Source organism: Stenotrophomonas sp. PE591 (genome assembly GCF_018320795.1).
Lineage (GTDB): Bacteria > Pseudomonadota > Gammaproteobacteria > Xanthomonadales > Xanthomonadaceae > Stenotrophomonas > Stenotrophomonas maltophilia.
Genome location: NZ_JAAOKO010000013.1, coordinates 228,894 through 253,456, shown reverse-complemented (window position 1 = coordinate 253,456; position 24,563 = coordinate 228,894). Strand labels below are relative to the sequence as shown.

25 protein-coding genes are annotated in these 24,563 nt (G+C 67.7%); 11 read left to right on the top strand and 14 right to left on the bottom strand.

Annotated elements, in window-relative coordinates; all coding sequences use genetic code 11:
- The 3 genes from JLDANKMP_RS22040 to JLDANKMP_RS22030 all read right to left on the bottom strand — a co-directional run.
- A partial coding sequence (locus JLDANKMP_RS22040; protein ID WP_141401647.1) for a transposase occupies window positions 1-244 on the bottom strand: 244 nt, incomplete at its 3' end.
- Between the two features lie 219 nt (window positions 245-463).
- Entirely contained in the window at window positions 464-1,891 is a 1,428-nt protein-coding gene (locus JLDANKMP_RS22035; RefSeq protein WP_065183667.1) for an amino acid permease, read from the bottom strand.
- 82 nt (window positions 1,892-1,973) lie between these two features.
- Complete coding sequence (locus JLDANKMP_RS22030; protein WP_005409456.1) at window positions 1,974-3,449, bottom strand: amino acid permease; 1,476 nt, start codon at window positions 3,447-3,449, stop codon at window positions 1,974-1,976.
- A 133-nt stretch (window positions 3,450-3,582) separates the two neighbouring features.
- On the opposite strand from JLDANKMP_RS22030, the gene JLDANKMP_RS22025 reads away from it, so the two are divergent.
- Complete coding sequence (locus tag JLDANKMP_RS22025) at window positions 3,583-4,197, top strand: NUDIX hydrolase (RefSeq protein WP_212562101.1); 615 nt, start codon at window positions 3,583-3,585, stop codon at window positions 4,195-4,197.
- Window positions 4,198-4,276: 79 nt separating this feature from the next.
- Here the strand turns inward: JLDANKMP_RS22025 and serA are convergent, their stop codons facing one another.
- Window positions 4,277-5,518 (bottom strand): phosphoglycerate dehydrogenase, encoded by a 1,242-nt coding sequence (gene serA / locus JLDANKMP_RS22020; RefSeq protein WP_005409458.1) that lies wholly within the window; start codon window positions 5,516-5,518, stop codon window positions 4,277-4,279.
- A 169-nt stretch (window positions 5,519-5,687) separates the two neighbouring features.
- On the opposite strand from serA, the gene JLDANKMP_RS22015 reads away from it, so the two are divergent.
- The 3 genes from JLDANKMP_RS22015 to JLDANKMP_RS22005 all read left to right on the top strand — a co-directional run bounded on the left by JLDANKMP_RS22015 (window position 5,688) and on the right by JLDANKMP_RS22005 (window position 9,269).
- On the top strand, window positions 5,688-7,076 hold the full coding sequence (locus JLDANKMP_RS22015; RefSeq protein ID WP_024958330.1) for an FAD-binding oxidoreductase: 1,389 nt from the start codon (window positions 5,688-5,690) through the stop codon (window positions 7,074-7,076).
- Window positions 7,077-7,138: 62 nt separating this feature from the next.
- Window positions 7,139-7,438 (top strand): DUF2388 domain-containing protein, encoded by a 300-nt coding sequence (locus JLDANKMP_RS22010; protein ID WP_005409460.1) that lies wholly within the window; start codon window positions 7,139-7,141, stop codon window positions 7,436-7,438.
- A 34-nt stretch (window positions 7,439-7,472) separates the two neighbouring features.
- Complete coding sequence (locus tag JLDANKMP_RS22005; protein ID WP_212562100.1) at window positions 7,473-9,269, top strand: DUF4105 domain-containing protein; 1,797 nt, start codon at window positions 7,473-7,475, stop codon at window positions 9,267-9,269.
- Here JLDANKMP_RS22005 and JLDANKMP_RS22000 read toward each other — a convergent pair.
- Both JLDANKMP_RS22000 and JLDANKMP_RS21995 read right to left on the bottom strand, forming a co-directional pair.
- Complete coding sequence (locus tag JLDANKMP_RS22000; protein WP_005409462.1) at window positions 9,247-10,323, bottom strand: ATP-binding protein; 1,077 nt, start codon at window positions 10,321-10,323, stop codon at window positions 9,247-9,249. The genes JLDANKMP_RS22005 and JLDANKMP_RS22000 overlap by 23 nt on opposite strands.
- Window positions 10,323-11,039 carry a response regulator gene (locus tag JLDANKMP_RS21995; protein ID WP_005413196.1) on the bottom strand — a complete coding sequence of 239 codons (717 nt, stop codon included), beginning with the start codon at window positions 11,037-11,039 and terminating at the stop codon, window positions 10,323-10,325. Before JLDANKMP_RS21995 ends, JLDANKMP_RS22000 begins: the two co-directional genes overlap by 1 nt.
- Before the next feature lie 129 nt (window positions 11,040-11,168).
- Here JLDANKMP_RS21995 and JLDANKMP_RS21990 point away from each other — a divergent pair, with 129 nt between their 5' ends.
- The 4 genes from JLDANKMP_RS21990 to JLDANKMP_RS21975 all read left to right on the top strand — a co-directional run bounded on the left by JLDANKMP_RS21990 (window position 11,169) and on the right by JLDANKMP_RS21975 (window position 16,649).
- A complete protein-coding gene (locus JLDANKMP_RS21990; RefSeq protein WP_024958332.1) occupies window positions 11,169-12,314 on the top strand; it encodes an efflux RND transporter periplasmic adaptor subunit in 1,146 nt (381 codons plus the stop codon).
- Between the two features lie 36 nt (window positions 12,315-12,350).
- The gene (locus tag JLDANKMP_RS21985; protein WP_212562099.1) at window positions 12,351-15,500 is read left to right on the top strand and encodes a multidrug efflux RND transporter permease subunit; all 3,150 of its coding nucleotides are present in this window, start codon (window positions 12,351-12,353) and stop codon (window positions 15,498-15,500) included.
- Window positions 15,481-15,873 carry a nuclear transport factor 2 family protein gene (locus JLDANKMP_RS21980; RefSeq protein ID WP_005413199.1) on the top strand — a complete coding sequence of 131 codons (393 nt, stop codon included), beginning with the start codon at window positions 15,481-15,483 and terminating at the stop codon, window positions 15,871-15,873. The genes JLDANKMP_RS21985 and JLDANKMP_RS21980 overlap by 20 nt, the downstream gene beginning before the upstream one ends.
- Before the next feature lie 83 nt (window positions 15,874-15,956).
- The gene (locus JLDANKMP_RS21975) at window positions 15,957-16,649 is read left to right on the top strand and encodes an MliC family protein (protein WP_212562098.1); all 693 of its coding nucleotides are present in this window, start codon (window positions 15,957-15,959) and stop codon (window positions 16,647-16,649) included.
- 154 nt (window positions 16,650-16,803) lie between these two features.
- Here JLDANKMP_RS21975 and yeiP read toward each other — a convergent pair whose 3' ends face one another.
- From yeiP to JLDANKMP_RS21950, 5 genes are all read right to left on the bottom strand, one after another.
- Window positions 16,804-17,370, bottom strand: a complete 567-nt coding sequence (gene yeiP, locus JLDANKMP_RS21970; RefSeq protein ID WP_005409468.1) for an elongation factor P-like protein YeiP — start codon at window positions 17,368-17,370, stop codon at window positions 16,804-16,806.
- A 49-nt stretch (window positions 17,371-17,419) separates the two neighbouring features.
- Window positions 17,420-18,190 carry an SDR family NAD(P)-dependent oxidoreductase gene (locus tag JLDANKMP_RS21965; RefSeq protein ID WP_212562097.1) on the bottom strand — a complete coding sequence of 257 codons (771 nt, stop codon included), beginning with the start codon at window positions 18,188-18,190 and terminating at the stop codon, window positions 17,420-17,422.
- Window positions 18,191-18,290: 100 nt separating this feature from the next.
- The gene (locus tag JLDANKMP_RS21960; protein WP_012480063.1) at window positions 18,291-19,187 is read right to left on the bottom strand and encodes a hydroxymethylglutaryl-CoA lyase; all 897 of its coding nucleotides are present in this window, start codon (window positions 19,185-19,187) and stop codon (window positions 18,291-18,293) included.
- Window positions 19,184-19,585: a VOC family protein gene (locus JLDANKMP_RS21955; RefSeq protein ID WP_212562096.1), complete on the bottom strand. Its 402-nt coding sequence runs from the start codon at window positions 19,583-19,585 to the stop codon at window positions 19,184-19,186. The genes JLDANKMP_RS21960 and JLDANKMP_RS21955 overlap by 4 nt, the downstream gene beginning before the upstream one ends.
- A gap of 2 nt (window positions 19,586-19,587) precedes the next feature.
- Window positions 19,588-20,376 (bottom strand): enoyl-CoA hydratase/isomerase family protein, encoded by a 789-nt coding sequence (locus tag JLDANKMP_RS21950; RefSeq protein ID WP_005409472.1) that lies wholly within the window; start codon window positions 20,374-20,376, stop codon window positions 19,588-19,590.
- Window positions 20,377-20,495: 119 nt separating this feature from the next.
- On the opposite strand from JLDANKMP_RS21950, the gene JLDANKMP_RS21945 reads away from it, so the two are divergent.
- The 3 genes from JLDANKMP_RS21945 to JLDANKMP_RS21935 are packed head-to-tail and all read left to right on the top strand — an operon-like array spanning window position 20,496 to window position 22,866.
- Window positions 20,496-20,750, top strand: coding sequence for a FeoA family protein (locus JLDANKMP_RS21945; protein ID WP_212562095.1), 255 nt, complete (start codon window positions 20,496-20,498; stop codon window positions 20,748-20,750).
- Window positions 20,747-22,612, top strand: a complete 1,866-nt coding sequence (gene feoB / locus JLDANKMP_RS21940; protein WP_005413205.1) for a ferrous iron transport protein B — start codon at window positions 20,747-20,749, stop codon at window positions 22,610-22,612. The genes JLDANKMP_RS21945 and feoB overlap by 4 nt, the downstream gene beginning before the upstream one ends.
- Window positions 22,612-22,866 (top strand): DUF6587 family protein, encoded by a 255-nt coding sequence (locus tag JLDANKMP_RS21935; RefSeq protein ID WP_033833455.1) that lies wholly within the window; start codon window positions 22,612-22,614, stop codon window positions 22,864-22,866. The genes feoB and JLDANKMP_RS21935 overlap by 1 nt, the downstream gene beginning before the upstream one ends.
- A gap of 54 nt (window positions 22,867-22,920) precedes the next feature.
- On the opposite strand, the gene JLDANKMP_RS21930 is transcribed toward JLDANKMP_RS21935, so the two are convergent.
- From JLDANKMP_RS21930 to JLDANKMP_RS21920, 3 genes are all read right to left on the bottom strand, one after another.
- On the bottom strand, window positions 22,921-23,382 hold the full coding sequence (locus JLDANKMP_RS21930) for a DUF4304 domain-containing protein (RefSeq protein ID WP_049431942.1): 462 nt from the start codon (window positions 23,380-23,382) through the stop codon (window positions 22,921-22,923).
- Between the two features lie 147 nt (window positions 23,383-23,529).
- Window positions 23,530-24,111, bottom strand: a complete 582-nt coding sequence (locus JLDANKMP_RS21925) for an NAD(P)H-dependent oxidoreductase (RefSeq protein WP_099529657.1) — start codon at window positions 24,109-24,111, stop codon at window positions 23,530-23,532.
- Window positions 24,112-24,166: 55 nt separating this feature from the next.
- On the bottom strand, window positions 24,167-24,562 hold the full coding sequence (locus tag JLDANKMP_RS21920; RefSeq protein WP_043035390.1) for a MerR family transcriptional regulator: 396 nt from the start codon (window positions 24,560-24,562) through the stop codon (window positions 24,167-24,169).
- Window position 24,563 lies beyond the last annotated feature (1 nt).

Here is a 24,563-nt window from a genome sequence, read left to right as displayed (position 1 = left end):
GCTCCATCTTAAGATTGGCGTTCTCGGCCCGAAGGCGGCTGATCTCGCTTTCCAGGTCGGTGGCTGGCCTGCGAGCCTCAGAGGTCAACGACCGGCCAGCACGGACCGCGTCAAGCCAGTTTGCCAGCGTCTTGACCGACATCTCCAACTGACGGGCCGCTGCGGCAGGCCCGAGCGACTCGGCCAACTCGACGGCTTGGTGCTTGAACTCATCGGTGTAGCTACGACGGGTGATACGGGACATAAGGGACCTCCAAGTGCGATCAAAGTATCGCTTCTTGGCGTCCGCTGACGGGGGGGCAGATCAGTGAGCCGCATGGATGCGGCGACCGAGCTTACAGGGATGTACTTGCAGCGCCCCCCGCAATCTCGCCCCTCCCCGCCAAACCCTCAGACCCGCTGTTGCCGTTGCCGTTGCTCCGGCTTCAAAGGCGGGTGCAGGGCCGCAGGCCCTGCAATCCCTTTACTTACCCCGCAGGCGGCTGTGCCTGAAACCGTAGCAGAAATAGATCACGAAACCGACGAACGTCCACACCCCCATCAGCATCCAGTTGTGCATCGTCATCGCCGACAGCAGGGCAAGGCAACTCAGCACGCCCAGGCTGCAGATCAGCCACGCCATCGGCATGCGGAACGGCCTCGGCAGGTCCGGTTGGGTACGGCGCAGGATCAGCACGCCGGCGCACACCGCCGCGAAGGCGATCAGCGTGCCCATCGAGGTCAGCTCGCCCAGGATGTCCAGCGGGAACAGCGCCGCCAGCAGCGCGATGCCGATGCCGGTGATCACGGTGTTGATGTGCGGGGTACGGTACTTCGGGTGGATCCTGGTGAACACCGGCGGCAGCAGGCCGTCGCGACCCATGATCATGAAGATGCGCGGCTGGCCGATGATCATCACCAGCACCACCGAGGACAGGCCGACCAGCGCGCCGACCTCGACCACCCAGCGCAGCCAGCCCAGCTGCGGATGCGCGGCCACGGCAGTCACCACCGGCTCGTCGGTGCCGAGCAGCTGGAACGGCACCAGGCCGGTCATCACCGCGGCCATCGCGATGTAGAGCACGGTGCAGATCACCAGCGACAACATCATGCCGAACGGCATGTCACGCTGCGGATTCTTCGATTCCTGCGCCGCCACCGACACCGCTTCGAAACCGATGTAGGCGAAGAACACCATCGCCGCGCCACGCAGCACGCCTTCCATGCCGTACTTGCCGGGGCCTTCGTTGGCCGGGATGAAGGGCGTCCAGTTGCTGGTGTCCACGTACTTCCAGCCGACCACGATGACCAGCAGGATCAGGCCGGTCTTCAGCACGACCATTGCCATGTTCATCGCCGAGGACTTGCTGATGCCGACGTAGCACAGCCAGGTCAGCAGCAGTACCAGCGCAGCGGCCGGCAGGTTGGCGATCGCGCCGGTGGGGCGCAGCTGTGCATCGAGTGGGGCGCTGACCAGCGCCGCCGGTAGATGGATGTCGAACTGGCTGAGCAGGCTGAGGAAATAGCCGGTCCAGCTGACCGCGACCGCCGAGGCGGAGACGCCGTACTCGAGCACCAGCATCCAGCCGATGAACCAGGCCGAGAGCTCGCCGAAGGTGGCGTAGGTGTAGGTGTAGGCGCTGCCGGAGACCGGCACCATCGAGGCGAACTCGGCATAGGCCAGTGCGCAGAAGGCGCAGCAGATGGCGGCCAGTACGAAGGACAGCATGATGGCCGGGCCGGCGTGGTTGGCGGCGGCCTGGCCGGTGATGACGAAGATGCCGCCGCCGATCACCGCGCCGATACCGAGGGCGGTCAGGCCCCAGGGGCCGAGGTGGCGGCGCAGGCTCAGGCCGTTGGCGTCTTCATGGGCGGCATGCGGGTGCTTGGTGGCCCACAGTTGCTTGAACATGTGTGGTGGTCTTGTCGAAGCGCGCCACGGGCGGCGCGCGGGGAAAACGGACGGGCCGGCGCGAGGCCGGCCCGTAGGCGGATCAGGGCGACTTGGCCAGCTTGCTGTTGCGGATGCCGTAGCCCAGGTAGATCAGCAGGCCGAGCAGGGTCCAGCCGACGAACAGGTGCCAGTGCACCACGAACGCCTGCCAGAACAGGAACAGGCAGGTGGCCGCGCCGAGCGGGCAGATGATCCACACCATCGGCACGCGGAACGGGCGGTGCAGGTCCGGCTTGGTATAGCGCAGCACCAGCACGCCGACGCAGACGGTGGCGAAGGCCAGCAGGGTCCCCATCGAGACGAGTTCGCCCAGCACGTTCAGTGGCACCAGGCCGGCCAGCGCGGCAGCGATCACGCCGACCACGATGGTGGCGACGTACGGGGTGCGGAAGCGGGCGTGGACCTTGCCGAAGAACTTCGGCAGCAGGCCGTCGCGGGAGATGGTGTAGGCGATGCGGGTCTGGCCCATCATCATCACCAGCACCACCGAGGACAGGCCGGCGATGGCGCCGATTTCCACGAACGTCTTCAGCCAGGACAGGGTCGGGTAGGGCTCCAGCGCGGTCGCCACCGGCTTGTCGGTGCCCAGCAGGTGGTACGGCATCATGCCGGTCAGCACCGCACAGACGATGATGTACACGATGGTGCACACCGCCAGCGAGCCGAGCAGGCCGATCGGCATGTTGCGCTGTGGGTCCTTGGTTTCGCCGGCGGCGGTGGAGACCGCGTCGAAGCCGATGTAGGCAAAGAACACGATGGTGGCGGCGCGGAAGATGCCGCTCCAGCCGAACTCACCCGGCACGCCGGTGTTTTCCGGGATGAACGGCTGCCAGTTGGCCGGGTCGATATGGGCCGCGCCGATGCCGATGAACAGGCAGATGACGGTGACCTTGATTGCCACGATGATGGCGTTGACGAAGGCCGACTGGGTCACGCCCACGTACAGCAGGCCGGACACCGCCGCCACGATCAGCACCGCCGGCAGGTTGAACAGCTTGCCGGAGGAGACGAACTCGCTGCCGGTCCAGGCGATGGGCGCGGCGCTGAGCAGGTCCGGGAACGGCATGTGCAAGGTGGTGGTGATGAAGCTGATCAGGTATGCCGACCAGCCCACCGCGACCGAGGCCGAGGCGAACAGGTATTCCAGCACCAGGCACCAGCCGATGAACCAGGCCATGCCTTCGCCCAGGGTGGCGTAGGAGTATGAATAGGCACTGCCGGAGACCGGCATCATCGCCGCGAATTCGGCGTAGCACAGGCCCGCCAGGGCACAGGCGAAACCGGCCAGCACGAACGAAAGCATCACCGCCGGGCCGGCATGGTTGGCCGCAGCCTGGCCGGTCAGCACGAAGATACCAGCGCCGATCACCGCACCCACGCCAAGCAGGATGAGGTGTTTAGCCGTGAGGGTCCGTTTCAACGTGGCTTCGCCGTCCAGGCTGCCTTCGATGGGTTCGCCGGCATCGACGTGCCCGGCCGGTTCAACCGGCTTGACCCTCAACAGAGCTTTCAGCATGCAGTACTTCCTAGTGATCGGATGGGGTGGGCCGCCGATACGTTGCCGGCAACCCTGGAATGGTGAAGGCCGCGCGAACGGCCCGCTGTACCTTAGCCAAAGCTGAAGCCAACGCACAAGCGCAATCGCAACAATGAACGGCGATAATGCGCGGTATTTTTCCAGACCGCCCCAATTCATGCGCCAGACCGCCGAAACCCTTGCCGTGCTTGACGATCGCCTGCGTGGCCTGCTGCGGGACTATGCCCGCCGTGAGCCTGCCCACGACGCACTGGCTGCCGAATTCGGCACATTGCTGGACGATCCGGAAGATCCGTTCCGCCGCGAGCGCCTGGCCGGCCACTTCACCGCCAGCTGCTGGCTGGTCAGTGCCGATGGCCAGCGCCTGCTGCTGACCCACCACCGCAAGCTGCAACGCTGGCTGCAGCTGGGCGGCCACGCCGACGGCGACCGTGACCTGGCCCAGGTCGCGCTGAAGGAGGCCGAAGAGGAGTCGGGCCTGAGCGGCCTGGTGCTGGAAGACCCGGCGATCTTCGATCTGGACAAGCACTGGATCCCGGAGCGCAAGGACGTGCCGGGGCACTGGCACTACGACGTGCGTTTCGTGATCCGCGCGCTGGGTGGCGAAGCCTTCGTGCTCAGCGAGGAGTCACTTGACCTGGCATGGCGGCCGGTGACCGAAGTCGCGTCCGATCCGGAATCGGACGAGTCCATGCAGCGCATGGCGCGACGCTGGCTGGCACGTTGAGGTAAAAAGGGGACGGAGGGGATTAAGTCGTTTATAGCGCATGTGCCGCAAACGACTTAATCCCCTCCGTCCCCTTTTTTCAATACAGGATGCGCGTCCGCAGCGTGCCCGGAATCGCGGCCAGTTCGTCGCGCACGGCGGCGGCCTGTGCCTCGCTGGCGGTGATGTCGATCACCACGTAACCCACCTTCGGGTCGGTGCGCAGGAACTGGCCGTCGATGTTGACGTTGTGTCGCGAGAAGATCTCGTTGACCTTGGACAGCACGCCCGGCACGTTCTGGTGGATGTGCAGCAGGCGCAGGCTGTCTTCGTGTTCGGGCAGGGTCACTTCCGGGAAGTTGACCGCCGACAGCGTGCTGCCGTTGTCGCTGTAGCGCACCAGCTTGGCCGCCACCTCCACGCCGATGTTGTCCTGCGCCTCCAGCGTGCTGCCGCCCACGTGCGGGGTCAGGATCACATTGTCGTGGCGGGTCAGCGGCGATTCGAAGATATCGCCATTGCCCTTCGGCTCGACCGGGAACACGTCCAGCGCGGCGCCACCGACGTGGCCGCTGGCCAGCGCCGCGTCCAGCGCATCGATGTCGACCACGGTGCCGCGCGCGGCGTTGATCAGGTGCGCGCCCTTGCGCATCTTCGCCAGCTCGGTGCTGCCGATCATCCACTGCGTGGCCGGGGTCTCCGGCACGTGCAGGGTGACGATGTCGGCGCGGGCCAGCAGGTCGTCCAGGCTGGCCGCAGCACGCGCATTGCCCAGCGCCAGCTTGGTTTCCACGTCGTGGAAGATCACCTGCATGCCCAGCGATTCGGCCAGCACGCCGACCTGGGTGCCGATGTGGCCATAGCCGATGATGCCCAGGGTCTTGCCACGCACCTCATGGCTGCCGCTGGCCGACTTCGACCAGCCGCCGCGATGGCACTCGGCATTCTTCTGCGGAATGCCACGGGTCAGCATGATGGCCTCGGCAATCACCAGCTCGGCCACGCTGCGGGTGTTGGAATAGGGCGCGTTGAACACCGGGATGCCGGCCAGCTCGGCCGCGTCCAGGTCGACCTGGTTGGTGCCGATGCAGAAGCAGCCCACCGCGATCAGGCGCTTGGCCTCGGCCAGCACCTCGGCGCTGAGCTGGGTGCGCGAACGGATGCCGACGATGTGCGCCTCGGCGATGCGCGCCTTCAGTTCGTCCTCGGGCAGTGCCTTGGTGTGCGCCTCGATCTGGCTGTAGCCGGCGGCGCTGAACACCTCCACGGCGGTCTGGCTGACCCCCTCCAGCAACAGCACGCGGATATCCTGCTTGGGGAACGAGGTCTTCTTCGGCGACATGGGGCGACACGGCCAGTGGGACAGGGGCTGACCACTATGCCAGATCGAAGCGCCCATGGTGCAGTGCGCAATTGGTTGCATCCGTAGCTATCTGCAGCGCGGCAGGGCTGGACGCTGGCGCGTACCGCTGGCACGCTTGCCCGTTCTTCACGCCCCGCGCTGGACCGTCATGACCGATTCCCGCATTGCCTCGCTGCAGCAGGCCTGTCCCGGCCTGAAGCTGAAGACCGACCCGGCCGACCTGGAGCATTACGGGCGCGACTGGACCCGGCGCTGGACGCCGGCGCCGTTGGCGATCGCACTGCCGGCCACGGTCGAGGAAGTGCAGGCGGTGATGCGCTGGAGTGCGGGCGAGGGCGTGGCCGTGGTGCCGTCCGGCGGCCGTACCGGCCTCTCCGGTGGCGCGGTGGCTGCCAACGGCGAGCTGGTGCTCAGCCTGGAACGGATGAACAAGGCGCTGGCCTACGACGCGGTCGATCGCACCCTGGTGGTGCAGGCCGGCATGCCGCTGGAAGCCGTGCACAACGCCGCGCTGGACCACGGCCTGATCTACCCGGTGGATTTCGCCGCGCGTGGTTCCTGCACGATCGGCGGCAACATCGCCACCAATGCCGGTGGCATCCGCGTGATCCGTTACGGCAACACCCGCGAGTGGATCGCCGGGCTGAAGGTGGTCACCGCCAGTGGCGAGTTGCTGGAGCTCAACAAGGGCCTGATCAAGAACTCCAGCGGCTATGACTTCCGCCAGCTGCTGATCGGTTCGGAAGGCACGCTGGGCGTGATCGTCGAAGCGACGGTGAAGCTGACCGATCCGCCGCCGGCCAGCAACGTGATGCTGCTGGCGCTGCCCAGCTTCGAAGTGCTGATGCAGGTATTCGCCGCGTTCCGCGCACGGCTGCAGCTGCAGGCCTTCGAATTCTTCACTGATCGCGCGCTGGAGCACGTGCTGGCGCATGGTGCGCAGGCACCGTTCGACGAGGTGCACCCGTATTACGTGGTCACCGAGTTCGCCGCCAACGACGAAGCGCAGGAAGCGGCGGCGATGGCGGCCTTCGAGGACTGCATGGGCAACGGCTGGGTCAGCGACGGCGTGATCAGTGCCAGCGATGCCCAGGCCGCCCAGTTGTGGCGCCTGCGCGAAGGCATCACCGAATCGCTGGCGCGCTACAAGCCCTACAAGAACGACGTCTCGGTGCGGATCTCGGCGATGCCGGCGTTCCTGGCCGAGACCCAGGCATTGATCGGGCAGGCCTACCCGCACTTCGATGTGGTGTGGTTCGGTCATATCGGTGACGGCAACCTGCACATCAACGTGCTCAAGCCCGATGACACCAGCGACGCCGATTTCGTGGCGCAGTGCGAGCATGTGACCAAGCTGCTGGCGCAGGTGCTGGCCCGGTTCGATGGCAGCATCTCGGCTGAACACGGCATCGGCCTGGTCAAGAAGGGCTACCTGGACAGCACCCGCGGCCCGGCCGAGATCGCGCTGATGAAGGCGGTCAAACGCGCGTTCGATCCCCAAGCGCGGCTGAATCCCGGCAAGCTGTTCGACGTTTGAGCCGGGCAAATCCTTCACGCACCCGTTACGCTCCACGCATCCTCACAACCGGCTTCGAACCGATGACCCGTCCGCTTCTGCTGCTCGCCCTGCTGTCCCTGCCGCTGGCCGGCTTCGCTTCCAGCTTCGCCGGCACCTCGGCCGGTTCCGCCACCGGTGCATCGTCGGGCTCTTCGGCCAGCAGCTCGGGCGACGACAAGGTGGTGCAGGCCGCACGCGACGATGCCGCCGCGTTCATCGCCAGCGACGGCCAGATCCGTGGCGCCCGCCTGCAGGCCGCGCTGGTCCACCTGCGTGAGCAGAGCGCTGCCGCGCAGCAGCAGAGCGACCTGGAACTGGCCCGCGCGCTGCTGGCGCGTTGATCCCGGGTAGTGCCGGCCGCTGGCTGGCAACGCCATGACATCTGCACGGAACGCAGCCAGGCATGGCCTGGCTCTACTGCTGGCCGTTCCGGCCGCACATGCCAGCAGCGACCTGCGCCTGGATCCGGAAGGGCTGAGCCCTGCACAGCAGCAGGTGGCGATGCAGACCCTGGCCGACGTGCAGTCCCTGCTGCCAGATGGCCTGCTGCGCTCACTGCCAGCACACGTGCAGGTGCGCTGGAGCGACCACCTGCCGGCCGATGTGCACGGTCGCGCTTTCGCCGGCCGCATCGACCTGCGTCGCGAGCTGCTGGATGATGCCGTGCCCGGCGCACGCCGTGCACGACGCAGCGCGCTGGTGCATGAACTGACCCATGTTGCAGACCGTAGCGGCGCGAACTGGTCGCGCAGTGCGCGCTGGCGCGACCTGGCCGGATGGCAGCGCAAGCCCTGGCATCTTGGCCGTGGTGGCAACGACTTGCGTGACCGTAGTCCGGATGCCTATGAGCTGAAGGACCCGGCCGAGTACCTGGCAGTGAACGCCGAGCATTTCGTGCTCGACAGCGAGTTTGCCTGCCGGCGCCCGGCGCTGGCGCAGTGGTACCAGGCCCATTTCGGAACCCCGCCATCGCTGCCGCAGTCGCACTGCGCGGCCACGTTGCCATTGCTGCAGGCCGAATCGGAAGAGGGTGCGGCATCGCTGCTGCAGCTCGATCCTTCGCGCGTCTACGCCGTGGACTACCTGTTCGCCGAAGGCAGTGCGCAGCCGATGAGCCGCTGGGGGCACAGCATGCTGCGGCTGGTGATCTGCCGGCCGGGCCGTGCGCCGGGGCCAGACTGCCGCCTGGACCTGGAGTACCACCGCGTGCTGTCGTTCCGCGCATTCGTAGGTGATGTGCAGATTTCCAACTGGCGTGGCCTGACCGGCGGCTATCCCTCGCGCCTGTTCGTGCTGCCGCTGCAGCAGGTGGTGGACGAGTACACCAAGGTGGAACTGCGTGGGTTGCAGTCGCTGCCGTTGCAGTTGTCGCCCGGCGAGATCGCCGGCCTGCTCGAGCGCACTGCACAGGTGCACTGGAGCTATGACGGGCGCTATTACTTCGTCAGCAACAACTGCGCGGTGGAAACTGCAAAGCTGCTGCAGGCGGGTGTGCCGCGCCTGGGGGCGGCCGGGCTGGCCCAGCTGAGTCCGCGCGGGTTGAAGCGTCGGCTGTCCCGGCTGCATGTGCTGGACGAGCAGGTGCTGACGGACCGCAATGCAGCGCAGGCGCAGGGCTACTACTTTGCCTCGGCGCGCGATCACTATCAGCAGTTGTTCGCGGTGGCGAGCTCACAGCTGGGGCTGCCGGTGCGCGATGTGCGCGCCTGGCTGAAGCTGCCCGCACAGCAGCGTGCGCCCTGGCTGCTGCAGGGTGACCTGCGTGCCAGCGCCGGGCTGCTGCTGCTGGAACAGGCTGCGCAACGCCGCGCTGAACTGCGCGCGCGCGATGTGCTGAAACGGCGCCTGCTGGCGGCACCGGACAGTGCCGAGACGCGCGGCCTGCGCCAGCTGCTGGAGCAGGGTGGGCAATGGCTGCGCCCGGGTACGCTGCTGGTCGACGATGGCTACGGGTTGCCGCTTGCCGATGAGCAGGCGGTGCTGGCCGAAGCGGTTGCCACTGCCAGCGCAGAGGCGGTGCCGGCCTGGCAGGCGCTGCGCGTACAGCTGCGCCAGCAGTTGCCGGCGGGCCAGCGCAACGAGATGGATGCGATCGATGCCAACCTCGCCGCGCTCGGCGCACGCCTGCGGGAACAGGCAGCCACGCCCGCTACTGGCGCGGAAGCTCGATGACGAAGCGGCTGCCGCCGGCGCTGCCGGGCGTGCAGTAGACGCGGCCGCCATGTGCATCGGCGATGGCCTTGACCACCGCCAGGCCCAGCCCGCTGCCGCCGCCCTGGCGCGAGCGCGAGCCGTCGGCGCGCATGAACGGAGTGAAGATGTCGGTGTGAAGTTCCGGGTCGATGCCCGGGCCTTCGTCCTCGATCGCCACCTGCACGTGCCCGGGCGTGTCGTGCACGGCAATCCGCACCTTGCCCGGGCTGGCGTAGCGGCGCGCGTTCTCCAGCAGTGCCAGCAGGGCCTGGCGCAAGCGTGTCGGGTCACAGTGCGCGTTGTGTTCCTCGCGGCTGGTTTCCAGCTCCAGCACGAAGCCGGCGGCGCGGAACTGCGGGTCGACCAGGGTCATCACCGAATGCACTTCGGCCACCACGTCGGTGCGTGCGCGGCGTACGTCCAACCGCGCGTTGTCGGACAGGCTCAACACGCGCAGATCCTCGATCAGGCGTGAGAGGCCTTCGACCTGTGCCAGCAGGCTGCGGAACTGGGATTCGTCTGGCTGGAACACGCCCTCGGCCAGCCCCTGCAGGCGACCACGCAGGATCGTCACCGGAGTCCGCAGTTCATGGGCAATGGCCGCATGCCACATCGCGCGCTCGCTCTCCATGTGCTGCAGGCGGCGCGCCATCGCATTGAAATCCTCGACCAGGGTGGCCACTTCGCCGGGCGAGTTTTCCTGGGCGCTGGCGCGCGCACCGAGGTCGCCGCCGGCAAGCGCGCGCACGCTGTCGACCAGCGAATTCAAGGGCGACAGGATGCGGTGGGCAAGGCGGAACGAGGCGGCGATGGCCAGTGCCAGGCCGGTCAGGATCACCCCGACCATCCATGCCAGCTCCGGCCCGGTCGGCAGCCAGCTTTCGGGCTCTTCGGCACTGCCGGGGAAGAACTCGACCAGCACCGCGTACAGCAGCCACGACGACAGGATCATCATCACGATGACGCCGATCACCATCAGCGACATCGAGACGATGATGTGGCGGCTGAGCCCGGAGCGGCGCAGGCGGGCCATCAGCGGTCGGCCATCAACCGGTAGCCGACACCGCGCACGCTGGCCGGAACATTGACCATGCCCACTTCATCCAGCTTGCGGCGCAGCTTGCTGACATGGCTGTCGACCGTGCGCTCCAGTGCCTCGCTTTCCGGCAGGCATTCGTGCATCAGTTCGCTGCGGCTGAAGATGCGGGTCGGCGCCAGCGCCATGCAGTGCAGCAGCTTGAACTCGGTGAGGGTGAGCAGCACTTCGTGGCTGTAGCCGTCGCCTTCCACATGCACGGCATGGGTGGCCGAGTCGATCAGCAACGGGCCCGCGCGCAGTGCGGTCGGTGCGTCCACGCGCGAGCCACGCAGCGTACGCCGCAGCACGGCGCGCACGCGCGCTGCCACTTCGGCCGGATTGAACGGCTTGACCACGTAGTCGTCGGCGCCCATGCGCAGCGCAGTCAGCTTGTCCAGGTCCTGGTCCAGCGCGGTCAGCATGATCACCGGCGTTTCGCCGCGCTGGCGTAGCTGGGTCAGTACGCTCCAGCCATCCAGCCGCGGCAGTTGTACGTCGAGCAGGACCAGGTCGGGGCGGGCGCTGCGGTGCAGGTCCAGTGCACTGTGGCCATCGGCGGCACGCAGGGTGCGTAGTCCTTCGCGTTCCAGGTAGGCGGTAAGAATATCGGCGATCTCGGCCTCATCCTCGACGATCAGGACGAGGGCGGCGAGGGCAGGGGAGGCATGCATGCAGGGGCGGGGCCTTAAGGTGCTTGCCTCCATCGTATCTCCACAGTTCCTCCATCGAAACCCCATCATCGCCCCGCAGACTGCACGCTTCAGAACCTATCAGCCGCCCGCGCGGCATTGTGCACAGCAATGAGAACCTTCAGGACTCCGGTCGCGTTGATCGCGGCCCTCGCCCTGGCCATGACGGCCTGCTCCGCCCCCGAAGCCACGCCCGAAGCGGCACCGCGCGTCAGCGTGGTCACCGTCGGCCCGCAGGTCGTGCAGCGCGATGACGAACTGCCTGGCCGCGTGGCCGCCGTACGCACCGCGCAGATCCGTGCCCAGGTGGGCGGCATCGTGCAGCGCCGGCTGTTTGAGCAGGGTGCGGAAGTGCGCGCCGGCCAGGCCCTGTTCCAGATCGATCCGGCGGCGTTCCGTGCCGATGTCGACTCGGCACTGGCCGCGCTGCAGCGCAGTGAGGCCGCCCTGGGCCGCAGCCGCGTGCAGTCGCAGCGCCTGCATGCGCTGGCGGCCGCGCAGGCGGTCAGCCAGCAGCACCGCGACGATGCCAGTGCCGAGTACGAACAGGCCCGTGCCGCGGTGAACGAGGCGCGCGCGATCCTGGCCCGCCGCCAGCTCGACCTGCGCTATGCAACGGTCAGTGCACCGATTGCCGGTCGCATCGACCAGGCCCTGGTGACCGAAGGTGCACTGGTCGGCGTGGCCGATGCCGAGCCGATGGCGGTGGTGCAGCAGATCGACCAGGTCTACGTCGATGTGCGCCAGCCAGCGGCGCAGCTCGAGTCGCTGCAACGCAGTGCCGGTGGCGGCGAGCTGCCGGTGACGATCATCGGTGCGGCCGGCAAGCCGCTGCCCGAACGTGGCCAGATGCTGTTCTCCGGTATCAATGTCGATGCGCGCACCGGCGATGTGATCCTGCGCATCCTGGTCGACAACCCGCAGCGCCAGCTGCTGCCCGGCATGTACGTGCGCGCGAAGGTGCCGCGGGGTGCGCCGGCCAGCGCACTGACCGTGCCGCAGCAGGCCGTGCTGCGCAGTGCCGGTGGCCAGGCCTATGCCTGGGTGATCGGTGGCGATGGCAAGGCGGTGATCCGCACGCTGGAAGTGGACGGTAGTGTCGATCGCCAATGGCTGGTGCGCACCGGCCTGAAGGCGGGCGAAAAGGTGGTGGTCGAAGGCCAGGAACGCCTGCAGGAAGGCGTGGTGGTCGATGCGCGCGACTGGCAGATGCCGGTCGCCAGCGCCGGCGCGGTGCAGGCCGGCAGCAAGGGCTGAGCCTCTACCGGGCCGGTCCCTCCAGGAAAATCCAACATGGCACGTTTCTTCATCGATCGCCCGGTGTTCGCCTGGGTGCTGGCGATCTTCATCATCCTGGCCGGTGTGCTGGCGATCCCGCGGCTGGCGGTGGAGCGCTATCCGGCGGTTGCCCCGCCCAGCGTCAGCATCTATGCCAGTTACCCGGGTGCGAGCCCGCAGACGCTGAATGACGCGGTGGTCGGCCTGATCGAGCGCGAGCTGTCCAGCGTCAAGCACCTGCTGTACTTCGAGTCGTCGGTGGACACCTCCGGCGAAGCCTCCATCACTGCGACCTTCAAGCCGGGTACCAACCCGGAGCTGGCGCAGGTGGACGTGCAGAACCGGATCAAGGCGATCGAGCCGCGCCTGCCGCGCAGCGTGCGCCAGAACGGCCTGTTCGTGGAGGCCGCCGATTCCGGCTTCCTGATGCTGGTCGGCCTGCGTTCGCCGGATGCCAGCGTCAGCGAGGCCGCACTGGGCGACTTCATGGCGCGCAACATCATCGAGGAGCTGCGCCGCATCGATGGCGTCGGCCGCGTGCAGCTGTTCGGTGCGGAGCAGGCGATGCGCGTGTGGCTGGACCCGACCCGGCTGACCGGTTACGGCCTGACCATGGGCGATGTGGCCACCGCCATCGAGCAGCAGAACCTGGAGATCTCGCCGGGACGCATTGGTGATTCGCCGGGTGTTCCAGGCCAGCGCATCACCGTGCCGCTGAGTGCCGATGGCCAGCTGTCCACGCCGGAGCAGTTCGCTGCCATCGTGCTGCGCGCCGGGGCCGACGGCTCGCGGGTGGTGCTGGGCGATGTCGCCCGCGTCGAGCTGGGCGCGCAGAGCTATGCCTGGGGCACCCGCGAGGATGGCCATCCGGCCACCGCCGCCGGCGTGCAGCTGCGTCCTGGCGCGAACGCGGTGCGTACCGCGTCGGCGGTGCGTGAGCGCATGGCCGAACTGGCGCCGCTGCTGCCGCGCGGCGTGGAATCGAGCATTCCGTTCGACACCGCGCCGTTCGTCAAGATCTCGATCCAGAAGGTGGTGCAGACGCTGCTGGAGGCGATGCTGCTGGTGTTCGCAGTGATGTACCTGTTTCTGCAGAACTGGCGCTACACGCTGATTCCGGCACTGGTCGCACCGATCGCGCTGCTGGGCACCTTCGCGGTGATGCTGGCGCTGGGCTTCTCGATCAACGTGCTGACCATGTTCGGCATGGTGCTGGCGATCGGCATCATCGTCGACGACGCCATCGTGGTGGTCGAGGGCGTGGAACGGATCATGGCCGAGGAAGGCCTGCCGCCGCGCGAGGCCACCATCAAGGCGATGCGCGAACTGACCGGTGCGGTGATCGGCATCACCCTGGTGCTGACCGCGGTGTTCATTCCGATGGCGCTGGCCAGCGGCTCGGTGGGCGCGATCTACCGCCAGTTCACCGTGGCGATGGCGGTGTCGATCCTGTTCTCGGCGCTGCTGGCATTGAGCCTGACGCCGGCGCTGTGCGCGACCCTGCTGCGCCCGAACACCCATGGCCACCATGGTCGGGGCGGTCTGTTCGGCGCATTCAACCGCGGCTTCGAGCGGATGACCGGGCGTTACCAGCGTGGCGTGGCGTCGGTGCTGCAGCGGAGCGGGCGGGTCATGGGCGTGTTCGCCGCGCTGGTGGCGGCGCTGCTGCTGGGCCTGCACTGGCTGCCGGGCGCCTTCCTGCCGGAAGAGGACCAGGGCTACTTCATGACCTCGATCCAGCTGCCGGCCGAAGCCACCGCCGAACGCACGCTGGCCGTGGTCGAAGCCTACGAACGGCACGTGGCGTCACGCCCGGGCATCGGCTCCAACCAGTCGATCCTCGGCTACAGCTTCTCCGGTTCCGGCCCGAGCGCGGCGCTGACCTACACCATGCTGAAGGATTGGGGCGAGCGTGCAGGGGCTACCGCGGCCGGCGAAGTGGAGGCCGCGCAGAAGGCGATGGCGACGATTGCCGAGGGCGAGGTGATGAGCGTGATGCCGCCGGCCATCGACAGCCTGGGGCGTTCGTCCGGTTTCTCGCTGGCCCTGCAGGCGCGCACCGGGCAGAGCCAGGCAGAGCTGCGTGCGGCCCTGCAGCAGCTGCTGAAGCTGGCCGAGGCCAGCCCGCTGCTGTCGGAGGTGCATGCCGATGGCCTGCCGGCAGGTACCAGCGTGCGGCTGGACATCGACCGCGCCAAGGCCGAGGCGATGGGCGTGGGGTTCGAGCAGATCAGCAGCACGCTGTCGGCGGCGATGGGCTCGCAGTACGTCAACGACTTCCCCAACAAGGGGCGGCTGCAGCAGGTGATCCTGCAGGCCGATGCACCCCACCGGATGGAGCTGGAGGACGTGCTGAGGCTGTACGTGCGCAACAGCGAAGGCGGCATGGTGGCGTTGTCGGAGCTGGTGACGCCGCACTGGACCGAGGCGCCGCTGCAGCTGCAGCGCTATCTCGGCTTCCCGGCGCTGAACCTGTCCGGCGCACCGGCCTCCGGCGTGTCGACCGGCCAGGCCATGGCGGAGATGGAGCGGTTGGCGGAGAAGCTGCCGTCCGGTTTTGCCCTGCAGTGGACCAGCCAGTCGCTGCAGGAGCGGGAGTCCGGTGCGCAGGCGCCGTGGTTGCTGCTGTTGTCGATGCTGGTGGTGTTCCTGGTGCTGGCGGCGCTGTACGAGAGCTGGTCGATCCCGCTGGCGGTGATGCTGGTGGTGCCGCTGGGCCTGCTCGGTGCGGTTGCTGCGGTGCTGTTGCGGGGCATGCCCAACGACGTGTTCTTCAAGGTCGGCATGATCACCGTGATCGGGCTGTCGGCGAAGAACGCGATCCTCATCGTCGAGTTCGCGCGCCAGCTGCAGCAGCAGGGTCGCGGCCTGGTTGAAGCGGCGCTGGAGGCGGCGCGGCTGCGCCTGCGGCCGATCGTGATGACCTCGTTGGCATTCGCGCTGGGCGTGGTGCCGCTGATGCTGGCGCAGGGCGCGTCGAAGGAAACCCAGCAGGCGATTGGAACCGGTGTGTTCGGCGGCATGGTCAGTGCGACGGTGCTGGCGGTGTTCTTCGTGCCGGTCTTCTATGTAGTGGTGCAGGGTACGCGGCAGTGGATCGCGCAACGCCTGCGCAGGCGCCGGCCGATGCCGGAAGGATCCGTGGATGGAACGGGACATCGTTGAAGACCTGCATGAGCGGCAGTTGGCAGCGCTGGAACAGCGCCTGCGGCAGGCATTGCTGGATGACGACCACGATGCGCTGACCGCGCTGGTATCGCCGGCATTGTTCATGATGGACGGGCAGGGCGGACGCTTGCTCGACCTGCCGTGGCTGGGCGACTGGCTGGCCGGAAACCTGCACGTGCGCAGCCTGCAGTCGTACGCGGTGGAAACGCTGCTGTGCGGACGCCTGGCATTGTTGTCCAGCGACGTGCGCTTGTCGGTGCGCGGGCAGGGCCAGGAGCGCGAGCTGAAACTGCGCCTGCTGCGGGTGTGGACCTGCAGTTCCGGCGAAAGCGGCGCGCAGCTGTTGTCGATGGCGGTACTGGCCGCATGAGTGCGGTCAGGCCGCTTTCAGGCCCCGCTCACCGACAGGTGGTAGGGTCGAGCCTCTCTGTAGTGTCGACAAGGAGTCGAGCCATGCGTGTAGTTCCCAGTCTGTTGGCAGCCTCCCTCGGGTTGGTGCTGGCCGCGTGCCAGCCGGCCCAGCCGCCCGCCGCAGGCGGCAATGACGCCCCGCCTGCCGCGCCGCAGCCGAGCGCCAGCACCGAAGGTGGCAGCGAGACCACGTACCAGTGTGGTGATCTGAGCGTGCGCGCGACCTTCAATGGCGAGGATGCGGCCACGGTGGTGATCGGCGAACGCACCTTCGCCATGACCTCCGAACGCGCGGCATCCGGCGCCAGGTATGGCGATGGCAAGGGCAACAGCTTCTGGACCAAGGGCAGCGATGACGGCCTGTTGAGCCTGAAGGGCGAAGCCGATCGCGAGTGCCATGCGGTCGAAGCCACTGAAGGCGATGGCAGTGCCGGCAATGCCGCATTCCGTGCCACCGGCAATGAGCCCGGCTGGCTGGCGGTTGTCGACGGCGACACGCCGGGCCTGCAGGTGGAAGTGGATTACGGTGAGCGTCGTTTCGATGTCGCCCAGCCCACCGCAGGTGCTGACGGCTGGAGTGGCAAGGCGTCCGATGGCACCGACGTCAAGCTCAGCTTCCAGCGCACGACCTGCCAGGACGACATGAGTGGCGAGGCGTTCGATGCCAAGGTGAACCTGACCATCGGCACCCGCCAGTACCACGGCTGCGGCAACTTCGGCGCGAAGCAGCCGTAAGCTACCTGTAGAGCCGAGCCACGCTCGGCTGCAGTCCCTGTCCAACGCACAGCAGCCGTGGGTGGGCTCGTTGCTACCCGACTGCTACATCCGATGGCCTGCCTGCGGCGAACGCGCCGCAGGCAGGGACAGGCAGCCGATCAGCGCGAGGCGCTTAGTCGGCACGGCCCGCGAATTCGCCGGTGGCGGTGTTCACCAGCACGCGTTCGCCGTTGACGATGTACTCCGGCACCATGATCTCGATGCCGGTGTTGAGCTTGGCCGGCTTCGGGCGCTTGGTGGCGGTGCCACCCTTCAGTTCCGGCGGCGTCTCGATCACTTCCAGCACCACCGAGGCCGGCAGCTGGATCGCCACCGGCTGCTCGTCGATCACCTGCACGTAGATGCCGGTCAGGCCGTCGGTGATGTAGCCGGCGTCATCGCCGATCACGTCCGCGTCCAGGGTGTAGGGGGTGTAGTCCTCGTCATCGAGGAACACGAACGCGTCGCCGTCCTTGTACGAATAGGTGGACTGGCGGCGCAGCAGTTCGACCTCGACCAGGTTGTCGTCGGCATCGAAGCTGGCATCGAGCTTGTTGCCGCCCGGCACGCTGTACATGATGAAGCGGAAGCGGACGTTGCCGCCGCGACCCTGCGGCGAGCTGCGCTCGATGTCGCGGATCTGGTACACGCCGTTGTTGTACTCGACGACGTTGCCCTTCTTGATGTCGTTGGCTTTCATGGTGATCTAGGTCGTTGGGGGAGGGCGCCGTCCCGGCGCCCGTGGGGAATCACTTCGGAGCGAGGCGGGTAGCGCCGTCCAGGCGGATGGTCTCGCCGTTGAGGTAGGTGTTGCCGAGGATGAAGCCGACCAGGCTGGCGAAGTCTTCCGGCTTGCCCAGGCGTGACGGGAACGGAATCGAGGCCGCCAGCGACTGCTGCACGGCTTCGGGCATGCCGTCGACCATCGGCGTCCAGAACACGCCGGGAGCAATCGTATTGACGCGGATGCCGAAGCGCGACAGTTCGCGTGCCATCGGCAGCGTCATCGAGACCACGCCGCCCTTGCTGGCGGCATACGCGGCCTGGCCGATCTGGCCTTCATAGGCGGCGATGCTGGCGGTGTTGATGATCACGCCGCGCTCGCCGTCAGTGCCGGCCTCGTTGTGCTGCATGCGGTTGGCCGCGGCCTTGGCCACGTTGAAGCTGCCGACCAGGTTCACCATCACCGTGCCCTGGAAGCCGGCCAGCGCCATCGGGCCTTCCTTGCCCAGCACGCGGCCGGCGCCGAGGATGCCGGCGCAGTTCATCGCCACGTTCAGGCCGCCGAGGAAATCGTGGGCCTGGTCGATGGCCGCGGTCACCGCCGCCTCATCGCTGACGTTGACGTTGAAATAGCGGGCCTTGTCGGCACCCAGCCCGGCAATGGCGGCAGCGCCCTTGTCGTCGTTGAGGTCGAACAGGGCCACCTTGCCGCCCTGGGCGACGAGGTGCTGGGCCACGGCCAGGCCGAGGCCGGAGACGCCGCCAGTGATCACGGCACGTACGGAAGACAGCTGCATTGAACGGTCCTGCAGGTTCGAGAACCGCCGATTCTAACGGAAGCCGCGACCGCCGCTGTTGTGCACTGCGCCGCCTTTGCGGGGCGGCGCAGTGCGGCGGTCAACCGGCGGCGGCCAGCGCTTGCCCGGTGCGGCTGGCGGTGGCGCGGCCGAGCAGGCCGGCCAACCAGCGGCCGGTCTCGGCCAGTGCCGGCAGGTCCACGCCGCTGTCCAGGCCGAGGCCCTGCAGCAGGTAGACCACGTCTTCGCTGGCGACGTTGCCGCTGGCGCCCTTGGCATACGGGCAGCCACCGGCACCCGACACCGCACTGTCGACCACGCGCACGCCTGCTTCCAGGCAGGTGGCGATGTTGGCGATGGCCTGGCCGTACGTATCGTGGAAGTGCACGGCCAGTGCTTCCATCGGAATCTCGGCAGCGACCGCCTGCAGCATCGCCCGTGCCTTGCGTGGGGTGCCGACGCCGATGGTGTCGCCCAGCGAGATTTCGTAACAGCCCATCTGGTGCAGGGCGCGAGCAACGCGCACCACATCAGCCAGCGGCACTTCGCCCTGGTAGGGGCAGCCGAGCACGGTGGAGACGTAGCCGCGCACGCGCACGCCATCGGCGGCGGCGCGGCGCAGGATCGGCTCAAAGCGGGCCAGCGACTCGTCGATGCCGGCATTGGTGTTGGTGCGGTTGAACGCCTCGGACGCGGCGGTGAACACCGCCACTTCCTCGACGCCCACCGCACGGGCGCGGTCGTAGCCCTGTTCGTTCGGCACCAGTACCGGGTAGTGGATGCCGGGCCGGCGCTGGATGCCGGCGTAGACCTCGGCGGCATCGGCCAGCTGCGGGATCCACTTCGGGCTGACGAAGCTGGTCGCCTCGATGCTGCGCAGGCCGGTGGCCGACAGGCGGTTGATCAGTTCGATCTTGTCGCCGGTGGAGACCGACTGCTTTTCGTTCTGCAGGCCGTCACGCGGCCCGACCTCGACGATGCGGACGTAGTCGCTCATGCGGTTGCCCCATTGGCAGGGCGGTGGCAGACCGCCTCGATGTTGTTGCCATCCGGGTCCAGCACGAAGGCGCCGTAATAGTCCGGGTGATACCACGGGCGCAGGCCCGGGGCGCCGTTGTCGCGGCCACCGGCGGCGAGGGCGGCAGCATGGAAGGCGTCCACCTGGTCGCGGCTGGCGCAGGCGAAGGCCACGTGCACGCCATGGCTGGCGGTGCCGCCATTGCCAAGCCAGAAGAACGGCTTGCCGTCGCTGCCGAAGCCGATGTGGTCGTGCGCGCCGGTCTGTTCGGCGGTCACTTCCATCACCACGCCGATCTGCAGCGGCGCCAGTGACTGCAGGAAGAAGGCCTTGCTGCGCGCCAGGTCGGCGCTGGTCAAACCAAGATGATCGAGCATGTTCAGGCTTCCGTGACCCAGTGGGGCGCGCGCTTGTCGAGGAAGGCGCCCAGGCCTTCCTGGCCCTCGGCCGACACCCGCAGGCGCGCGATCAGGGCGGCATTATCGCGATCCAGGGTGTCGCGGTCATGGCTGTCGCGGACCTGGCGGACCAGTTGCTTGGCGGTGGACGAGGCGATCGGGCCGGCCTTGTCCAGCAGGGCCAGCTGGCGTTGCACGGCCTCGTCCAGGCGTTCGGGCTCGACCAGCTGGTGGACCAGGCCGATGCGCAGCGCGGTGTCGGCGTCGAAATGCTCGCCGGTGGCGAACCAGCGACGGGCCTGGCGTGGGCCGATGGCTTCGATCACATAGGGCGAGATCACCGCCGGCAGCAGGCCGAGGCGGCTTTCGGTCAGGCCGAAACGGGCCGAGGTGCTGGCGATGGCAATGTCGCAGCAGGCGACCAGGCCGACGCCGCCACCGAAGGCCGCGCCGTGGACCCGGGCCAGGGTCGGCTTGGGCAGCTCGTCCAGGGTGCGCATCAGCCGGGCCAGGGCCAGCGAGTCCTCGCGGTTATCGGCTTCGCTGGCTGCCGCCATGCCGCGCATCCACTGCATGTCGGCACCGGCCGAGAAGGAGGCGCCGTGGCCGGCCAGCACCACCGCGCGCACCGAAGCATCGTGGCCGGCGGCCTCCAGTGCGGCGGTCAGCCGGGCGATAAGCCCGGCGTCAAAGGCGTTGTGCAGCTCCGGCCGGTTCAGCCAGAGGGTGAGGACGGCGCCGCTGCGCTCGATCTGCAAAGCATCGTTCATGGGATTCCAGGGTCACTCCATACCTGTATGGATCATAGCGGGCCATTGGTCATGGGCCATGACGCGACGCGGGAATGTTAGAATCGAGAACCATTTACATCCAGCAGAGAACACGCTAGATGACGCTGTCCGAACTGCCGCTGCACACCTCGGCCGTGGTCGAGTCCGTGCAGGACCTGCATGCCAACGATGCCGTCGCCCGTCGCCTGCGCGAGCTGGGTTTCGTGAAGGGCGAGGAAGTGCGCCTGGTGGCCAAGGGTCCGGTGGGGGGAGAGCCGCTGCTGGTGCAGGTCGGGTTCACCCGTTTCGCGCTGCGGATCAGTGAAGCCAAGCGGGTCGTGGTCGACGCCGCCAGCCAGGAACGACGCGCATGACTGCTACTGCCACTACCGCCCCCCTGCGCGTTGCGCTGGTTGGTAACCCCAACAGCGGCAAGACCGCACTGTTCAACCAGCTGACCGGCAGCCGGCAGAAGGTTGCCAACTACACTGGCGTCACCGTCGAGCGCAAGGAAGGCCGTCTGCGTGCGCCGTCCGGCCGCGAGTTCGCGGTACTCGACCTTCCGGGCGCCTACAGCCTGCATCCGGCCAGCCTGGACGAGGCGATCACCCGTGACCTGTGCCGGGGCTTCTACCCGGGCGAAGCCGCGCCGGATGTGCTGCTGTGCGTGATCGACGCCACCAACCTGCGCCTGCACCTGCGCTTCGCGCTGGAACTGCGCGAGCTGGGCAAGCCGATGGTGGTGGCGCTGAACATGGTTGATGCGGCCCAGCGCCGTGGCATCCAGGTGGACGTGGCCGCGCTGGAGCGCGAGCTGGGCGTGCCGGTAGTGGAGACCGTGGCGGTGCGCAAGCAGGGCGCCAAGGCCCTGGTCGAACGCCTGGATGCGATGGTCCCGCACCTGGATGCACCGGTGCCGGGCCCGGAAGGTGGCATCGATTACCACGCCAAGGTGCGCGAGATCCTGTCGGTGGCCGTGCGCATGCCGGCGCGGACCGCGAAGATCGACGACGCGCTGGACCGCTGGCTGCTGCACCCGGTGTTCGGCCTGGTCAGCCTGGCGGTGGTGATGTTCCTGATCTTCCAGGCGGTGTACGCCTGGGCGACGCCGCTGATGGACGCCATCGAGGCCGGTTTCGCCTGGCTCGGCGCCTTCGTCGGCAGCGTGCTGCCGGAAGGCCCGCTGGCCAGCCTGCTGACCGACGGCATCATCGCCGGTGTCGGTGGCGTGGTGGTGTTCCTGCCGCAGATCCTGATCCTGTTCTTCTTCATCCTGGTGCTGGAGGAATCCGGCTACCTGCCGCGTGCGGCGTTCCTGCTCGACCGCATGATGGCCGCCGCCGGGCTGTCCGGCCGCTCGTTCATCCCGCTGCTGTCCAGCTTCGCCTGCGCGGTGCCGGGCATCATGTCCACCCGCAGCATCCAGGACCCGCGTGACCGCCTGGCCACGATCCTGGTGGCGCCGCTGATGACCTGTTCCGCACGCCTGCCGGTGTACGCGCTGCTGATCGGTGCGTTCATTCCGCAGAAGACGGTGTGGGGCGTGTTCAACCAGCAGGGCCTGGTGCTGTTCGGCCTGTACGCGGCCGGCATCCTCAGCGCGCTGGCGATGTCGTGGATCATGAAGAAGTGGCGCCGCGACAAGAGCGAGCATCCGCTGATGCTGGAACTGCCGTCGTACCGCCTGCCGCACGTGCGTGACCTGGCGGTCGGCCTGTACGAGCGCGGCATGATCTTCCTCAAGCGCGTTGGCGGCATCATCCTGGCGCTGACCATCCTGCTGTGGGTGCTGTTGTCGTTCCCGGCAGCGCCGGCGGGGGCCACCATGCCCGCGATCGATTACAGCTACGCCGGCCAGATCGGCCATGCGATGGCGGCGTTCTTCGCGCCGCTGGGCTTCAACTGGCAGATCTGCATCGCGCTGATCCCGGGCCTGGCCGCGCGTGAAGTGGCGGTGTCTTCGCTGGCCACCGTGTATGCGCTGTCGGCAGCCGATGACGATGCCGCCAGCCAGGCACTGACCCCGCTGATCAGCGATGGCTGGTCGCTGGCCACCGCACTGTCGCTGCTGGTCTGGTACATCTACGCCCCGATGTGCATCTCGACGCTGGCCACCATCAAGCGCGAGACCAACTCGTGGAAGCAGATGGGCTTTGCTGCGTTCTACCTGTTCGCGGCGGCCTACGTGGCCGCGCTGATCACCTACCAGGTGACCAGGGCGCTGGGAGGCGGCTGATGGATGCCGGCCTGCTGGTCCAGTACCTGATCATCGCGGTGGCCGTGCTGGTCAGTGCCTGGGTGGTGTTGAAGAAGCAGTTCCCCGGTACCGTGCGCAAGCTGCGCGGTGCGTTGGCGCTGGCCCTGCTGAAGCCGGGCCGTGCTGCCTGGCTGCAGGCGCTGGGGCGGAAGGTCGCGCCGCCGGCAAGCGGAAGTGGCGGTGCCTGTGGCGGTTGCGACAGCTGCGGGCCGACTCCGCCGAAGCGGCACTGACGCTGCTTCTCCTGCGCTGGTGGGTGCGAACCTTGGTTCGCACGCTTCCGGGGTTCAGACCTCTCTGCGGATGATCGCCCGGAAGCGTCCATCCCGATTCAATCGCCGCACCGACTCCCGGTTCCCATGGGTTGCCGCGAAGCCGGCCACGTCGGCAAGGGCATCGAGCAGCAGGGCTTTCAGTCCGTCGCGATTACCAGCCTGCAGCAGGTCTTCAAGATCCTGCTGGATGAAGGCCCGGCGCAGGCCTGGTGTCTCTTCGATCCGCCAGTCGACATGGGGCGTGGGAATGCTGGAGCGGTACCTGAAAGCCGTTTCAAGATCGTCAGGTGCGAGGGGATGCTTGAGCAGCTCTGGAAAATAGAGTCCAGCATTCACATAGAAACCCCGGCTTTCGCTGGCACGCTGGTGATTCACGACAAGCAGGGCGTCATCCAGCAAGCGGTAGCGGGTAGTCGTGGTCCCGGCAAAGCCGGTCTTCCTGGCGCACTTGCTGAAGACAGTCGAGGATTTCATGGGCTTTGCCCGGGCCGGAACAGGGGGCCACAGCCTTGAGGCGCGGTGCCTGGCGGTCAATTGGCAAACGCGACACCCGCAACGAGCGCCCCAGGTGCGTGCGAACGCCCCGGGTGGGTGCGAACCTTGGTTCGCACGCTCTTCTGGCTAGTTGGCCCGTGAGCCCAGCTCCGCTGCCAGCGCCAGCCACCGGTTGCGTTGCTCCGGCGAGCTGTTGCGCACCGCGCCCACGCGGCTGACACGCACCGGGCGGATGCCGCAGAACTGCAGGATGGTGGCGCGGATCTGGGCGATGCCCGGGTCGCGGTAGATCCAGCGGTAGTACCAGGGCGGCGTATCCAGCGTGGTGATCACCCGCGCGCTGCGCCCGGCCAGCAGCCGGTCCCACCACACCGAATCGCGCCGGTAGCGGAAGGCGTACCCCGGCAGCAGCACGCGATCGAAGAAGCCCTTCAGCAGTGCCGGCATCGCGCCCCACCAGGTGGGGTAGACCAGCACCAGGTGATCGCAGGCCTCGATCGCTTCCGCGGCGTCCTGCAGGTCGGCTTCCAGCGGCTGGATCTGACGGTAGCCGTGGCGCAGTACCGGGTCGAACTGGAGGTCACCCAGCGCGATCAGACGCACCCGGTGGCCAGCATTCTCGGCGGCGGTGGCATAGCGCTGGGCGAGGGCGCCGCACAGGCTGTCACGGTCAGGATGGCCGAGCAGGATCAGGATGGAACGGGACACGGCAACCTCGCGCAATGGAAAGTGCGCGAGGTTGGGGTCTGCCCCAGGGGCAGAGTCAAACCGGGGTGGTGCAGCCGCTGGGTTGCAGGATGCAGTCGCCGCTGCCGGAGTGCAGCCACTGCTGCAGTTCGTCGCTGACCAGCTGCAGGTCGCGCTCGACCTGTGCCAGCCGCATCCGCTCGTCGGCAATGCGGCCGCGCTGCTGCTCCAGCAAGGCCAGTACCGCTGGCCAGTCGAGCCGTCCATCGCGGCCCTGCAGGCGTGAGATCGCGGCCAGGGTGATGCCCAGCCCCAGTGCCTGGCGGATCAGCTGCACCCAGGCCACGTCCTGTTCGCTGTAGTCGCGATAGCGGTTCAGGCGTGGCACCGGCGGCAGCAGTCCGCGCGCCTCGTACAGGCGGATGGCCTTGGCACTGGCGCCGGTCAGGCGGCTGACTTCGGAGATGCGCATC